We start from the raw sequence: 15705 nt of genomic DNA, 5'->3' as shown, positions 1-15705 counted from the left end.
TATACCTATATATGAAAGTATGATAGAATAAATTGACAACGAGTGTTTAGCTCACCCACCAGTTGAAATAAAAAATAATAAAGGAGTTTTATTACATGATTTTTAAAGTAATGTACCAAGAAAGTAAAGATCAAGTTCCAACAAGAGAAAGGACACTTTCCCTTTATCTTGAAGCAGAAAATCGCGTAGAAGCGATTGAAAAAGTGACTCAAAATACATCTTACAACATCCAATATGTCCAAGCCTTAGATGAGGCGCATTTGGCATATGAAAAAGAACAAGCAGGCTTTAAGTTGGTGGAGTTCTAAGATGTCAGTAAATATTAAAAATAATGAAGTAGGCGTATTTGCCTTAGGCGGTTTAAATGAAGTTGGTAAGAATATGTATGGCGTCCAATTTCAAGATGAAATTATCATTATGGATTCTGGTGTGATGTTCCCAGAAGACGAATTGTTAGGTATTGACTATGTCATTCCTGATTATCAATACCTATTACAAAATCGTAATAAGATTAAGGGAGTTATTATCTCTCACGGTCACGAAGACCATATAGGTGGAATTCCATTCTTATTGAAAGAGATAAACGTGCCTATCTATGCTGGCAAGTTAGCCTCAGCTTTAATTCGTAATAAATTACAAGAACGTGGACTGTTGCGTGATGCAGAAATTCATGAAATTGATGAAGATTCTGTGATCCGTTTCCGTAAAACAAGCGTTAGTTTTTATCTAACAACTCACTCCATTCCAGAAGCATATGGTGTGGTAGTTAAAACACCTCCTGGAAATATTGTCTTTACAGGAGATTATAAGTTCGATTTCACACCGGTAGGCAAACCAGCCGACTTACATAAGATGGCACGAATTGGTGAAGAAGGAGTCCTATTATTACTAGGTGATTCAACAAATGCCGAAGTACCAACCTTTACTAATTCAGAAAAAATTGTCGGCCGTTCGATTCGCAACATTATCCAAAAAGAAGAAGGACGCGTTATTTTCGCTACTTTCGCATCCAATGTGTCTCGATTGCAACAAGTCGTAATGACAGCCTATGAGACAGGTCGTAAGATAATTGTTTTCGGTCGTTCGATGGAATCTTCCATTAAGACAGCTAGAGAATTAGGTTATGTGGATGACAAAGGGGCAGATATTTTCATTGAACCAAGAGATATTAATAAATATCCTGCTAATAAGATTTTAATTCTATGTACTGGTTCACAAGGGGAGCCAATGGCAGCTTTAAGCCGTATCGCTAATGGTACGCACCGACAAATTTCGCTTCAACCTAATGATACCGTTATTTTCTCTTCTTCACCTATTCCAGGAAATACTATGAGTGTTAACCGTGTCATCAATCAATTAAGCGAGCAAGGTGCCAAAGTGATTCATGGAAAGGTCAATAATATTCATACTTCTGGTCACGGTGGTCAGCAAGAGCAATTATTAATGCACCGTTTAATGAAGCCTAAATATTTCATGCCAGTTCATGGGGAATATCGCATGTTAAAAATCCAATCGGAATTAGCTCAGATGACTGGGATTCCAAAAGAAAATTGCTTTATTATGTCTAATGGCGATGTTCTAGCTCTTACTGCCGACTCTGCTCGTGTAGCAGGACGCTTTCCTGCTCAGGATGTATATGTCGATGGTAATGGTATTGGTGATATTGGTAACATTGTACTGAGAGACCGTAAAGCTCTGTCAGAAGAAGGACTAATCATTGTTTCAGCTACTATTGACTTTGAAGCTAAACAATTGATTGCCGGACCGGATATTATGTCTCGAGGCTTTATTTACATGCGAGAATCAGCAGACCTGATCAATGATATTCAAAATAAGGCGCGCGCAATTATCAACCGCGGCTTAAATGAGTCAGGCGCTAATATAAATGAACGGAGCGTGCGAGATCTATTGCTCAGTCAATTAGAACCGGCTATTTATCAGAAGACGCAGAGAAATCCGATGATTATGCCGATTTTATTAGATATTAATAAAGGGGTAAGACCTCATCAAACGAAGTAGTAGTTAGTATTAGAGTTAAAACAAGTAAAGGAGCGATCATATGTATAGAATCAACAAATTACGTCAATCACTTAAAGAACAAAAATTCGATGCAATCTATGTAACGGATATGTTAAATATAAGATATTTAACCGGCTTTACCGGCTCGGCTGGTGCCGTATTTGTAACTCAAGATAAGGCCTTCTTTATTACCGATTTCCGTTACAATACTCAAGCTAGTCATCAAGTTAAGTCTGCAACAGTTGTTATCCATCAAAACGGAGTAGATCAAGAAGTTAAAAACTTAATCGATCAAGAAAAGGTTCAAACACTAGCCATAGAAGCAGATAATATGAATGTCAGTCAATATCTAAAAATTAAAGATCTATTTGCAGCAGATATTAAAGCAAGTCAAGGGTTAATCGAAAAAATTCGCTTAATTAAAGATGAATCGGAACTTGAGACCATTCGACAAGCATGTGAAATTACCGATCAAGCGTTTGAACATATCTTAACCTTTATTAAACCTGGTGTAACTGAAATTCAGGTTGCTAATGAGTTAGAAGCTTTTCTTAAGGATAAAGGATCAACAGGCATGTCTTTTGATACTATTGTCGCTTCAGGTGAACGCTCTGCCATGCCTCACGGTGTAGCGAGTGAAAAAGTGATTGAAGATGGCGATATTGTGACGCTAGACTTTGGTTGCTACTATAAAGGTTATTCGTCTGACATGACTCGTACGATTGCGGTAGGATCGATATCAGATAAAATGAAAGAAGTCTATGAAATTGTACTTGAAGCACATCAACGCGTAATCAGAGAGGCTAAAGCTGGCATGACTGGTAAGGAAGTAGATGCGATAGCTCGTGATTATATTACGGAAAAAGGCTATGGTGAGTACTTTGGTCACTCTACTGGCCACGGTGTCGGTTTAAATGTCCATGAAGAACCTGCAGTCTCTAGTCGTTCTGAAGCGGTTTTAGAGACGAACATGGTAATTACTGATGAACCCGGTATTTACTTACCAGGTATCGGTGGTGTTCGCATTGAAGATGATTTAATTGTGCAAGCAGATCGTGTAATACCAATCAACCGTAGTCCCAAAGAATTAATAATTATATAGGAGGCTAAAGGATGTTAAATAAACAAACTGTCGCATTTGAATCTCTCAGCGAACAATACTTAGGCGAAATTAATATTACGATGGGTGTCTTGGAAGACATTGCAGCCAAAGCTGCTTCAGAAATTGATGGTGTACTTAGTTCATCACAAAAAAAAGAAGCAGGAAAATTTTTGCGTATTCAAGGATCAGGTGTTAATGCTAAAATGCGTCAAATTGAAGACCGTATTTCGATTGATATTAATGTAAGCATTGCTTACGGTAAAACAGTTCCAGTTATAGCCGCTGCTATTCAAGAACGTGTTAAAGAACAAATTCTATACATGACAGATCTTATCGTCAGTGAAGTGAATGTTCATGTCCAATCGATTGATACAGAACCAAAAATGAATTCAGAGTTAAAAACTATTAGGAATAGCGAAAAAGAAATCGGAGAATAGGATGAAAAAATTATCACGTCATCAGCTAAGAGAAAAAGCAGTCCAGAGTTTATATCAATTAGTAATTGCTAGTGACCAGTTTCAAAGTGAGGATGCTGTAGAATTCGCTTTAGAAGCCGGTAATGATCCTGAGAAGGGATACTCAGGTGAGATAGATTCTTATCTAATAACCTTAGTTAGAGGAGTAAGAGACAATCAGTTGGCGTTAGATGATATGATTAAACAATATCTCAGCCAATCTTGGACTCTTGATAGAATAGCAAGTATTGATCTAACCATTTTACGCTTAGCTTTTTTTGAAGTGCTCTTCATTGACGAAGAGAAAGTTCCAGCCAAAGTAGCGGTTGACGAAGCGATTGAATTATCTAAGACTTTTTCAGATGATCGATCACGACAATTTATCTCAGGTGTTCTCGCTAAACTTTTAGCTAACCAAATCTAAATGGCGCCAGAAGAAGAATGTGAAGAAATTATTCTTTTTCTGGCTTTTTTCTTATAAGAATTTATTAAAGAAATGGGTATAACTTGTATAAGTATTTTAGGATGGATATAATCAAAGTGTCATCATATTAATTTAAAAGGAGCATAAAATTATGAAAAAACAAAAAGTTTTACTACTTGCTTTAGCTGCTTTAACAACTTTTCCAGCCAGTATGCCTTTGATTAGCCAATCAGCTATGGCAGTTGAACAGGCTGAGCAAACTTTGCAAGTAGAAAAATTAGCTTTAGGAGCGACTTTAAATTCACAACAAGCCCAACAAACCATTCAATTATTAGGCGCTAATCAGGTCACTCCTGAGAATACAATTTATGTTGACGGTGTGATGATTGATCGCTATTTAAACATTGGATCAGATGCTTCAACAGATGTATACTCGTCCGTATATATTAAGCCTCAAGCACCTGGTACAGGAATTAAAGTTCAAATTGTAACGCCTGAAAATATCACTGCTGTTTCAGCGACAACCTATCAAAATGCAGCTATTACTGCAGGGGCTCAAAATGCTTTATTAAAAATTGGTAGTTTTTTACCTGTAACGGGTGAGGGGGCACTTACTGGCTTATACGCTCTATTAGAGTCACAAGGTGTAGAAGTTAAGCAGCATGACATGCAAACGGCACAAAAAGAAATTTCTGTCGTAAATAATGTTAAGACTGAAACAGGGTTAACCGATGCACAAGTAAACGTAATTATTGCTGAAATTAAGAAAGAAGTTGCTGCTCAAGTTCAAAATAATGGTCAAGTAAACTCGACTGAAATTGTAAACACAGTTGTAAATAATGTTATTAATAACACTAATATTGAAGGCGATGGCAATGTTGTCGATAATTCAGTTGCTACCGATGTAGAGATTTCTAATCAAACGAAGCAAGAATTAGAGCAATATGCCAATGATTTTGCCCAGACCGATGCTGCTGCTAATGAAGACACTGTTCAACAACTAGATGCATCAATCGAAGACAAAAAATGGGACAATATTCTTGCTCAACTAGAGCCTAAAATGACTATTGATGAAATTAAAGCAGTAGAAACACCTGATTTTTCTGATACTGAAAAGTATCACGAAATTTTACCTGCTTTATACAATCGTTTCAAGCAAGCAGTCGATCAGGGGATCCGTGTAGATGATATCTATGCCCATACCTTTATCATTGAAGCCATCCAACCAGAGCTTACAGTTGAAACGAAAGCAGAGTTAGATAATTTTAGAGAATTGCTTTATCAATATACAGCTTCTTTTGAAGGAGATTTAAAAGCAGCGGCTGAAAATGAAGGCTTTGAATTCCAACCAATCAAAGATCTGTGGATGGCTAAATTACAAGAAGCTGAAAATCTTGAAAGTTCTGATGCATCCTTAGCTGAGATAATTCAGTTAATAGCTAACGCTACTGGATTTGCTCCACAAGTTTATACCTATACTGACATTGAGCAAGACGATAAAGTAATTAGTCTATCTGTAGCAGAAGATAGCTCTACTAAGATCACCACAGTAGCACGTTTTGAATACGATTTAGAAACTGGAGTAATTAGTGAAGTTGACCCAGTATCCATGGAAGCTGTGCCATTAAATCAGGATACCTATGATTTCAATGCTGTTTATGGTGTCAATGTTGAAAATAATTATATTGCTAATAAAATCCCAGTTGATTATAGGATTCCTGGTTACACACCAGTTGAATCCACTGAAGAAGAAACAACTTTAGAAGAAATGGTTGAAGAGCCAGTTGATTCTGTAGAAACTCAAACCCCTGCAGAAGAGCCAACAGAAGAACTTCTTGAGGAAGAAGCACCAAGTGAAGAAAGCGTGGATGAGACAGTTCCAACTGAAGAGACAGAGAGTGTCGATCCAGTGTAAACTGATAGATGGTCTTAAGCTATAAAAAGAACCAGGGTCAATGATTGCCTGGTTCTTTTTGTTTTCTAGTTCTCTGAATTAGATTGTGCTAAAATAGAAAAGAATGATATCAAGAGAGGTGATGGAGTGACCCAAGATCAAAAGAACTATATCACAGTAGGAGCCTTATCAAAATATATCAGTCAAAAATTTGATCGTGACCCGCATATTCAAAGGATTAGAGTCTTGGGAGAGATTTCTAACTATCGTTATCGTCCTAATTCTCATCAATATTTTTCTTTAAAAGAAGGCCAAGTCCAAATTAATGCGATTATGTTCAAGAGTCAATTTCACCGTTTAAAATTCCAATTAGAAGAAGGCATGAAAGTTTTTGTAACGGCTAGAGTAGGAGTTTATGAAGGTGGAGGAAGGTATCAACTTTATGTTGAAAATATTGAGCCTGATGGAATTGGCTCTTTATACCTAGCACTTGAACAATTAAAAGAAAAAATGAAAGCCCAGGGACTTTTTGATCGTCCCAAGAGAAAAATATGTAAATATCCTAAACGACTAGCAGTGATAACTAGCCCATCGGGTTCTGTCATACGTGACATTATTACGACTGTTCAACGTCGTTATCCAATTGTCGAAATTGTTGTCTTTCCTACTAAAGTTCAAGGTAAGGAAGCGGCTAAAGAAATTGTTGCGTCATTTAAGCGGCTAGAAGAAAGCACTATTTCTTTCGATGGTGTTATCTTAGCACGCGGAGGTGGTTCGATTGAGGACTTATGGTGTTTTAACGATGAAGGAGTTGCCCATGCTATTCTTGCATGTCCCTTGCCAGTAATATCTTCGATTGGCCATGAAACCGATACTACGATTGCTGATTTAGTGGCTGATTTAAGAGCTCCAACTCCGACTGCTGCAGCGGAACTATCTGTTCCTGTGCTGCAAGAAGTTTTAATGACGATTAGCCAGCAACAAGTACGATTAATAAATGCTTTTCGAGGGCGCTTAGAATGGTCTCAAGAGCGTCTGGCAAGATCTGCTCGATCATATGTTCTTACTCAGCCAGAAAGACTGTACCAATCCTACGTGCAGAGTGTTATGCATTTAAATGAACGATTGAAAATGCGTCAAGAACAATATTTTTCACGCCAAAAACAAAAAATCAATCAACTAAAACAGGCTGTATATGCTTATAATCCTCAACAACAAATTAGCTACCGTCAAGAAAAATTAGGGACACTTCAACTAAGTTTACAACGCTCCTTCAATGATTGTTTAAGAAGAAAATACGATAGGCACATGAAGGCAAGTGCCTTATTAGATGCATATAGTCCGCTGAAAATAATGGCAAGAGGATATTCTTTAGTTGAAAAAAAAGGTCAACAAGTAACTTCAAGTCATCAATTAACTGAAGGAGACCGTTTAAATATCCAATTATATAAGGGGCGTGCGAATGTTTTAGTAGAATCACTCGATAAAAATGAGCCAATAGATAGGGAGGATTAATCGATGACAGAAAATAAAACAGTAGAATCAACCATTAGTTTTGAACAAGCTTTACAAGAGTTAGAAGAAATTGTTCAACAATTAGAAAGAGGGACACTACCACTTCAAGATGCCTTACAAGCCTTTCAAAAAGGAATTTCATTAAGTCAGCATTGCCAAGAAGAATTAACGGAAGCCGAAGCGACAGTTACCAAAATGATGACTGAATCGGGATTACAGCCTTTAGATGAGGAGAATAAAACAGAATGATATTAGGTGGGCCCTTACGTTCCAAATTTGAACAGGCTTTGCAAGAGCAAGTTATCTCTTTAAATTCACCTTTAGAAATGGTGAAGCCAATGGTCTACTCGCTTAATAGCGGTGGAAAGAGATTAAGACCCTTACTTTTACTGACAACTATTGCGATTTTTAACAAAAAGAAAATTGATCAGGCTATGTTAACAGCCATTGCTTTAGAATTTATCCATACTTATTCTTTAATCCATGATGACTTACCAGCCATGGATGATGATAAACTGCGAAGAGGCCAACCAACCTCTCATGTTAGGTTTGATGAAGCCACAGCAATCTTAGCTGGTGATGCCCTTCAAGCGGATGCTTTCGCAATTTTATCTAAAGATGAAAGTTTGCAAGCCCATCAGAAGGTCGCTCTGATCAGAGAATTGGCTCATGCTGCAGGTTCATCTGGAATGGTTGCTGGACAGCTTTATGACATTAAGGCAGAAAATAAAACGATAGACATTGAGCAGTTACAACAAATTCATTTGATGAAAACTGGCCTTTTATTTATATTTGCTATGAAAGCAGCTACAATTATTTTAGAGGCTGATCAAGCTGAAAGCGATCTAATGATTACTTTTGGACAGCACTACGGTGTTGCGTATCAAATTCATAATGATCTAAAAGATGTCATAGACTTGAATGAAGAAGTGGATAGCTTAACTTACTCAGATATTATCAATCATAAATCAACTTATCCTAGTCTTTTAGGAGTAGGACAAGCTAAAGCGAGTTTGATTGAAGAAATCAAGTTAGCAAGAAAAGCTTTAAACGATTTAGAAAAGCTTAGCCATAAATCTTTCAAACAGTTAGATAACTTTCTATCACCTCTTGAAAAACACCTATAAGGAGTAATGAATGAAAAAAGAACGAGTCGATAAGCTAGTGGTCCAAGCAGGAATTACTCACTCACGTGAACAAGCACGCCGTCTGGTTATGTCAGGAAAAATCTATGATCAAAACGATCAGCGCTATGATAAACCAGGTGAAAAAATACCGATTGATCGCGAGCTCTATCTGAAAGGGAAACCTTTCCCTTATGTATCGCGTGGGGGATTAAAGTTAGAAAAAGCCTTATCTTCTTTCAATATTGATATTACAGACCATCTACTTTTAGATATCGGTGCTTCAACAGGAGGATTTACCGATGTGGCTTTACAAAATGGCGCACGCTTATCTTATGCTTTAGATGTAGGTTACAATCAATTAGCTTATTCCTTAAGACAAGATCCTAGAGTAGTCGTAATGGAACGGCAAAACTTTCGCTATGCTCGCTTCGAAGATTTTACAAAAGGACAGCCAACAATAGCAACAATTGATGTCTCTTTTATTTCTTTAGCTTTAATTTTGCCACCATTACAGCCGATTCTAAAAAAAGATGGTTCTGTTATTGCCTTGATTAAACCACAATTTGAAGCAGGACCTAGTCGGATTGGTAAAAAGGGTGTCATAAAAGACCCAGCAGTTCATCAAGAGGTCCTTGAAGAAGTATTAGCCTTTATTAGTAAAATTGGCTTTGTTATTAAAGAGCTTACCTATTCGCCAATTACAGGAGGCGAAGGGAATATTGAATATTTAGTGCATTTAATCAATGCTAGGCAAGTAGATAATCAAAGCCACTCAACAATTGCCATCGCAAAAATTGTGGAGGAGAGCCATCAAGCTTTTGAATAAACAATGCAAAGAGGTGCCTTATGTTAATCAGTTTAAGAATTGAAAACTTTGCAATTATTGATCAAGTTTCTATTGATTTTGATGAACAGATGACAGTGCTCTCAGGGGAAACTGGAGCGGGAAAGTCGATTATTATTGATGCGATTGGTATCTTATGTGGTGGAAGAGGGTCTACTGAGTTTGTGCGAAAAGGAAGCCCAAATCTCTTTATTGAAGGTCTTTTTAGTTTACAAGGAAATGAAAAGCTCTTAATGCAATTGCAAGCAATTGGAATTGAAATTGAGGATCCAGAAGATGCCCTTTTGATTCAACGCGAGATCCATAAGAGTGGACGAAATGTTATTAAAATTAATCAACGACCAGCTAATGTGACCATGCTAAAACGAATTGGTCGTTATTTGGTAGATATTCATGGTCAAAATGAACATCAAGCTCTGTTAGACTCCTCACGACATCTTGAGTTACTGGATCTTTTTGCTAGTGAGAGCTTACTTCAAGTTAAAGAAAAATATCAGCTAGTTTATAATCACTATCAAGATTTAAGACAGCAATTGTTAACTAAGAAATTTGACGAACAAGATGCACTTCAACGTTTAAATTATTTAGAGTTTCAGTTAGAAGAATTAAAAAATTTAGATTTAGTGGCAGATGAGGATCAGCAACTGCTACAACAAAGCAAGAGACTTCAAAATGCACAGTTAATGAGTCAGTATCTTAATGAAATCAACCAGCTAATGACCGATCAAGAAGCTAGTGTCGATCAGCAAATTGAGCGAGTGCTTTATCTGTTACAGCACTTGGGAAGATTTGATAATCAATATTTGTCATTTGAGGAGCGCTTACAAGGCCTGCAAGTAGATTTAAAAGAATTAAGCCGAGAAATTGCTTTTTCTTTTGATGTGCCAGATTATGATGAACAAGTGATGGATGAAATTCAAAGAAGACTAAGTCAGTTGGAAAAAGTTCAAAAAAAATATGGGCGTAATATTGAAGAGTTAATCGATTACCAGCTTGAACTCGTTAAGGAAATTGATCAAATTAAACATTTTGAAAGTTATCAAAAACAAACACAGGAAGCCTTCCTCAAAACTTATGAAGAAGCCTTTGAATTAGCTCAAAGCATATCCAATCTCCGTAAAGAAGCAGCCAAAGCAATTGTCTCAGAAGTTGAAGGTCAATTAAAAGAACTCTACATGCCGCATACTGAATTTGAGGTCAAGATGCGACAGGTAGAGTCTGATTCTAATTTGCAACCATTCTTTTCCAATTCTTATTTACGTTTGAATGAAGCGGGTATGGACCAAGTTGAATTCTACTCAAGGACTAATTTGGGAGAAGAAAGTCAACCACTGGCTAAAATAGCATCTGGTGGTGAACTTTCACGATTTATGTTGGCCTTGAAGACAATTTTCGCAAGAAATCAAGCAGTTGAGACCTTAATATTTGATGAAATTGATACAGGGGTTTCTGGTAGAGTCGCTAGTGCTATAGCGAGTAAACTGGCTAAAATCGCTCAAAATAAACAAGTCTTATGCATCACCCATTTAGCACAAGTAGCTGCCGCAGCCAATCAACAGCTAATTATTAAAAAAGAAATTAATCAAGAGCGCACGGTTACACAAGTGGATTATTTATCAGAAGAAGAGCGAGTAGCCATGATTGCTGGCATGATGTCTGGTGAAGTACAATCTGAATCCAGTCTACAAGTAGCTCAAGACCTGCTCACATCCTATCAAAAGAATTAGGGGGTTTTTGTTTGAATAAACTACCGATAGTAGTGATTACAGGACCAACAGGAGTTGGGAAAACCACTCTTTCAATCCGTTTGGCTAAACGTTTCAAAGGGCAGATTATTAATGCGGATTCAATGCAAGTATATCGTGGATTGGATATTGGAACAGGAAAAATTAAATCGGAAGAAATGTCAGGAGTACCTCACCATCTCTTAGACATCTACGACCCGCAAGATAATTATGATGCCAGTCAGTTTCAGGCCGATGCCAATCGTGCAATCGAACAAATTTCGGCGGAAGGAGACTTGCCCATATTAGTGGGGGGGACAGGTCTTTATTTAGAGGGTTTACTTTATGACCTTTCATTTGGTGGTCAGGAATCAATGGATTCTCACTACCGTAAATATTTAGAAGAAAGATTGCAAAATGAAGGCGAAGGTATTCTATGGCAAGAATTGAATGCTATCGACCCTTTAGCTGCAAAGAAAATCCCAATACAAAATGGCCGTCGGATTGTACGAGCTTTAGAAGTTATTAAGCAAACAGGCAAACTTTTTTCAAGTCAGACCGATATAAGTAACCGTCAATCACGGTTTAATGAATTATTGATTATTTTAAATCGTCCGCGCGAGGAATTGTATAGTCGAATTAACCGCAGAGTTGAATTAATGGTCGAAGAAGGATTGGAAAATGAAGTCCATCAGCTGTATCAGCTTAACAAAAATCTAGAGCTTTCAAGTATGAAAGGTATTGGCTATAAAGAGTGGTGGCCTTATTTTGAGCAAAATCAATCACTTAAAGAAACGATTACGACTATCCAGCAAAATAGCCGGCGCTATGCAAAAAGACAATTAACTTGGTATCGTAACCGCATGAAAAATCAGCATTGGATTGATTTAAGCAATCCAGATTATGAAGATGAAGCAAATGAATTAATCGCAAATTTCCTAGAAGAAATTGAAAGGGAGAAAAATGATTGAAACAAGAAAAGGGCCTGAACGAGTCCTAATAGTGGGTATCCGAACGGATACTTATCAAGAAGATCGTTTTATGGAATTAATCTCAGAGATGGAATCCTTGACCCAAACAGCAAAGGGTGTGGTCATTAAAACAATGATACAAAACTTACCCAGACTCAATCATCATTCTGCCGTTGGGTCTGGCAAGTTAGAAGAAATCCGGCTCTATGTAGAAAGTGACGCTATTGATCTAGTTATCTTTTTTAATGCACTCTCACCAAGTATGAACAAAGTAATTGAGGCTGAATTAGGTGTGAAAGTCATTGACCGTGTTCAATTAATCCTCGATATCTTTGCCATGCGAGCTAAGAGTCGCGAAGGAAAGCTACAAGTTGGCTTAGCGCAATATCAATATTTATTACCAAGAATTGGTGGCCAAGGTAAGTCACTGTCTCGTTTGGGAGGAGGGATTGGTACCAGAGGTCCAGGTGAAACGCAATTAGAGACCGATCGCCGTCATATCCGCTCTCGCATTACCCAAATAAAAAAAGATTTGCAGGAAGTGGTGCAGCATCGTAAACGAACACGCGAAAATCGCCACAGTGGTCGTGAGTTTAACATTGGCTTAGTAGGCTATACTAATGCTGGCAAATCGACTATTTTGAGTCAATTAACGGAAAGTGAAACTTTCATACAAGATCAATTATTTGCCACTCTAGATCCTCTCACTAGACAATTCGCCATTCATGGTCACCCAATGTTTACTTTGACAGATACCGTCGGTTTTATTGAAGAACTACCTACTCAATTAATCGAATCCTTCAAGTCAACATTGGAAGAAATCCGTTATATGGATGTCTTACTACATGTGGTTGATGCTTCCAATCCTGCCCATCTCATGCATGAAGAAACAGTCAACCGTATTTTGAAAGATATTGAAGCAGACCATATTCCGGTTTTAACGGTTTATAATAAAAAAGATGCAATGGAAGAGTCATTTGTTGCTGTTCAAAAACCAAATATAACGATTTCCGCTTTAGAAGCGACGGACATTGAAAAATTAAAAGAAGCGATTTGGGCTCTTTGTATTCAGTTAGCTGAGGCATACTCTGTAAAAATTTTACCCGAAGAAGCAGACCTCTTATCGCATTACCAACAAAATACGCTAGTCGAGAGTTTAGACTTCGATGAAGAAAATCAATTCTATCGAGTGACAGGATACCGTCGTAAACAAAATGACTAGCAGAGACTATAAAGGAGGATGAAAATGTTAACGATGAAAGATATTATTAAAGAAGGTCACCCAACCTTGCGTTTAAAAGCAAAAAAGGTAACTTTCCCAATGGAACCTTCGTTAAAACAAAAAGCCATGGAAATGTTAGAGTTTCTAAAGAATAGCCAAGATAAGGAAAAAGCAGAAAAATATGGGTTAAGACCGGGGGTAGGTTTAGCAGCCCCACAGATAAATATAAGCAAACAGATATTTGCTATGCATATTTATCAATTTGATGATGAAGGCAACATTTCTGGTGAAGAAATGAGTCAAATTTTCGTTAACCCAGTGATTACGAGACACTCTGTTCAGGAAGTCGCTTTAAGTGAAGGTGAAGGGTGCTTATCAGTGGATCGTGAAGTAGAAGGTTATGTGCCTCGTCCACAAAGAATAACACTCAAGTATCAAGATCTGGAAGGGAATGAACATAGTTTAAAATTAAGAAATTATCAAGCTGTGGTAGCTCAGCATGAAATTGATCATTTGCATGGTATCATGTTTTATGATCATATTAATGAGCAAGCGCCTTGGTATGCTAACAAGGATTTAATAATAATTTAGTTTAAGTATTAGCTAATCTAGAGAATAGATTGTTTGAATTTAATATTCTATGATATAATACTTAAGTAATTTGAAGAAGTTAGGAGAAGATAAGATGATTTCAGCAACAGATTTAAAAGCCGGTATGACTTTTGTGGACGAGGGAAACTTGATTAAAGTTTTAGAAGCTAGTCACCATAAACCGGGTAAAGGAAATACTGTTATGCGTATGAAGCTTCGTAATGTTCGCTCAGGTGCAACCTATGATACTACTTTTCGACCTGATCAAAAGTTTGAACGCGCATATTTAGACACTAAAGAAGTTCAATATCTTTACAAAATGGACGGTATGGCTGTGTTTATGGATTTAGAAACATACGAGCAATATGAACTGCCAGCTGATACCATTGAAAATGAGCTATTCTATTTATTAGATAATATGAACTGTAAAATTCAATTCTTCGGTCATGAAGTAATCGGAGTTGAATTACCAGGAACGGTTGTCTTGACTGTTTCGGAAACTCAACCTTCGATTAAGGGAGCAACCGTTACTGGCTCAGGCAAGCCGGCTACAATGGAAACAGGTTTAGTTGTAAACGTCCCTGATTTTATTGAAGCAGGTGAAGCATTAGAAATTGGAACAGCTGATGGATCTTATAAGGGAAGAGCTAACAAATAAGTTTAAAAGACGCAGCTTAATGAATTTTTTATATCATGATTGTTCGAAGATAAAAGCCCCTTGCTGAATCTTTAATCAGCAAGGGGCTTTTAATCAGTTAATCAAGTTCAGTAAAGGTTGCCCAATTATAATAAGAACCTTCATAGTTCTTAACATTTTCAAAACCTAGCATTTCCATAATTAATTGCATATAGGCCGAACGAATATTGCTTGGACAATAAGTGACGATGGCATCCTTTTTATTAAATCCTTATTCTATGAAAAGAGCTTCGAATTCTTCATTTGATTTTAATAAAACCTCCTCATTATAAAGGTCTGTATTCTGTATATGGAATATTAATTGCGCCAGGCAAATGACCACCTTTTTTTAAGTGAGTCAAGGATTTTATAATCGGCAATTGTCTCAGTTAATTTGTGTGTATCAATAACAGCTGTACGATCGATATCTTTGACAGTTGCTTCCACTGGATCTAAGGTTATTTGATCTTTAACCAATTGAATATCAGATTTAGCAATTGCTCCTGAAACATGGCCTTTTTTTGCTTCTTTTTGACCGCGGGTGTCAATAATTATAGTATCTGAATTGCCAAATCTGGAAGCCAAATAATTGACATCAACGATATAAACTCCATTGAAACGATTGAAATCAGCTTTATCTCCATTTAACTCACGCTCAGCTGTTTCAGCACTTGAGTTCTCCGTGTCACTTGCAAATGCAATAAAACTGTTATACGAGCTAAGACCTAGTGATAATAAAAATACTAAAAGTATATTTGTGATTTTTTTATAATATCCTTCCTTCATGTATTTTAGTACTATTGAGTAATAAATGGTAATAAACATCTGTGAAATAATTATATAAGTAGAAGCAACCTATCAGAATATTAAATAATCAAAATAAAAACCACCTCAACGAACTCTATTAATAGAGAACAATTGAGGTGGTTTAAAGTTATAAAATATGCCAGGCAGGATTCGAACCTGCGACCTACGGTTTAGAAGACCGTTGCTCTATCCAGCTGAGCTACTGGCACATAACAGCTACATTATTATAGTTTTTTTTTTTTTGATTGTCAAGCTGTTTCTGTTAAACGTAAATGATAATGTCTAGAGTTGTCAAACATATGTTACACAAGGTGCTTCTAAATGGGCATGCTTA

16 protein-coding genes, 1 tRNA gene and 1 pseudogene are annotated in these 15705 nt (G+C 36.9%); 15 read left to right on the top strand and 3 right to left on the bottom strand.

Going from position 1 to position 15705, the window contains the following annotated elements; genetic code table 11:
* Positions 1–95 precede the first annotated feature (95 nt).
* From ACQV2O_RS06425 to efp, 15 genes are all read left to right on the top strand, one after another.
* Entirely contained in the window at positions 96–308 is a 213-nt protein-coding gene (locus tag ACQV2O_RS06425) for a DNA-directed RNA polymerase subunit epsilon (protein WP_428874278.1), read from the top strand.
* A gap of 1 nt (position 309) precedes the next feature.
* Positions 310–2019: a ribonuclease J1 gene (rnjA, locus tag ACQV2O_RS06420; RefSeq protein WP_428874279.1), complete on the top strand. Its 1710-nt coding sequence runs from the start codon at positions 310–312 to the stop codon at positions 2017–2019.
* Positions 2020–2059: 40 nt separating this feature from the next.
* Positions 2060–3121 (top strand): M24 family metallopeptidase, encoded by a 1062-nt coding sequence (locus ACQV2O_RS06415; protein WP_428874280.1) that lies wholly within the window; start codon positions 2060–2062, stop codon positions 3119–3121.
* Positions 3122–3132: 11 nt separating this feature from the next.
* Complete coding sequence (locus ACQV2O_RS06410; RefSeq protein WP_428875302.1) at positions 3133–3558, top strand: Asp23/Gls24 family envelope stress response protein; 426 nt, start codon at positions 3133–3135, stop codon at positions 3556–3558.
* A gap of 1 nt (position 3559) precedes the next feature.
* Positions 3560–4000 carry a transcription antitermination factor NusB gene (gene nusB / locus ACQV2O_RS06405; RefSeq protein WP_428874282.1) on the top strand — a complete coding sequence of 147 codons (441 nt, stop codon included), beginning with the start codon at positions 3560–3562 and terminating at the stop codon, positions 3998–4000.
* A gap of 151 nt (positions 4001–4151) precedes the next feature.
* Complete coding sequence (locus ACQV2O_RS06400; RefSeq protein WP_428875301.1) at positions 4152–5915, top strand: DUF1002 domain-containing protein; 1764 nt, start codon at positions 4152–4154, stop codon at positions 5913–5915.
* A gap of 126 nt (positions 5916–6041) precedes the next feature.
* Positions 6042–7409, top strand: coding sequence for an exodeoxyribonuclease VII large subunit (xseA, locus tag ACQV2O_RS06395; RefSeq protein WP_428875300.1), 1368 nt, complete (start codon positions 6042–6044; stop codon positions 7407–7409).
* Positions 7410–7412: 3 nt separating this feature from the next.
* Positions 7413–7658 (top strand): exodeoxyribonuclease VII small subunit, encoded by a 246-nt coding sequence (locus tag ACQV2O_RS06390; protein WP_428874285.1) that lies wholly within the window; start codon positions 7413–7415, stop codon positions 7656–7658.
* On the top strand, positions 7655–8536 hold the full coding sequence (locus tag ACQV2O_RS06385; RefSeq protein WP_428874286.1) for a polyprenyl synthetase family protein: 882 nt from the start codon (positions 7655–7657) through the stop codon (positions 8534–8536). Before ACQV2O_RS06390 ends, ACQV2O_RS06385 begins: the two co-directional genes overlap by 4 nt.
* Positions 8537–8546: 10 nt before the next feature.
* The gene (locus tag ACQV2O_RS06380) at positions 8547–9362 is read left to right on the top strand and encodes a TlyA family RNA methyltransferase (RefSeq protein WP_428874288.1); all 816 of its coding nucleotides are present in this window, start codon (positions 8547–8549) and stop codon (positions 9360–9362) included.
* 20 nt (positions 9363–9382) lie between these two features.
* Positions 9383–11107 (top strand): DNA repair protein RecN, encoded by a 1725-nt coding sequence (gene recN / locus ACQV2O_RS06375; RefSeq protein ID WP_428875299.1) that lies wholly within the window; start codon positions 9383–9385, stop codon positions 11105–11107.
* A gap of 11 nt (positions 11108–11118) precedes the next feature.
* A complete protein-coding gene (gene miaA, locus ACQV2O_RS06370; protein ID WP_428875298.1) occupies positions 11119–12075 on the top strand; it encodes a tRNA (adenosine(37)-N6)-dimethylallyltransferase MiaA in 957 nt (318 codons plus the stop codon).
* The gene (gene hflX, locus ACQV2O_RS06365; protein ID WP_428875297.1) at positions 12068–13297 is read left to right on the top strand and encodes a GTPase HflX; all 1230 of its coding nucleotides are present in this window, start codon (positions 12068–12070) and stop codon (positions 13295–13297) included. Before miaA ends, hflX begins: the two co-directional genes overlap by 8 nt.
* A gap of 24 nt (positions 13298–13321) precedes the next feature.
* Complete coding sequence (gene def, locus ACQV2O_RS06360; RefSeq protein WP_428875296.1) at positions 13322–13888, top strand: peptide deformylase; 567 nt, start codon at positions 13322–13324, stop codon at positions 13886–13888.
* Between the two features lie 94 nt (positions 13889–13982).
* On the top strand, positions 13983–14546 hold the full coding sequence (gene efp / locus ACQV2O_RS06355; protein WP_428874295.1) for an elongation factor P: 564 nt from the start codon (positions 13983–13985) through the stop codon (positions 14544–14546).
* Positions 14547–14643: 97 nt separating this feature from the next.
* Here efp and ACQV2O_RS06350 read toward each other — a convergent pair.
* The 3 genes and pseudogenes from ACQV2O_RS06350 to ACQV2O_RS06340 form a co-directional block, all read right to left on the bottom strand.
* Positions 14644–14778, bottom strand: a pseudogene (locus ACQV2O_RS06350) (rhodanese-like domain-containing protein); the annotation flags it as partial.
* Between the two features lie 104 nt (positions 14779–14882).
* Positions 14883–15350, bottom strand: coding sequence for a hypothetical protein (locus ACQV2O_RS06345; protein WP_428875294.1), 468 nt, complete (start codon positions 15348–15350; stop codon positions 14883–14885).
* Positions 15351–15506: 156 nt separating this feature from the next.
* A tRNA-Arg gene (locus tag ACQV2O_RS06340) sits at positions 15507–15580 on the bottom strand.
* Positions 15581–15705 lie beyond the last annotated feature (125 nt).

This window comes from Facklamia sp. P13055 (assembly GCF_050409445.1).
GTDB lineage: Bacteria > Bacillota > Bacilli > Lactobacillales > Aerococcaceae > Facklamia.
Note: the sequence above shows the minus strand (reverse complement) of the source record. Positions and strands in the feature narration are given on the sequence as shown.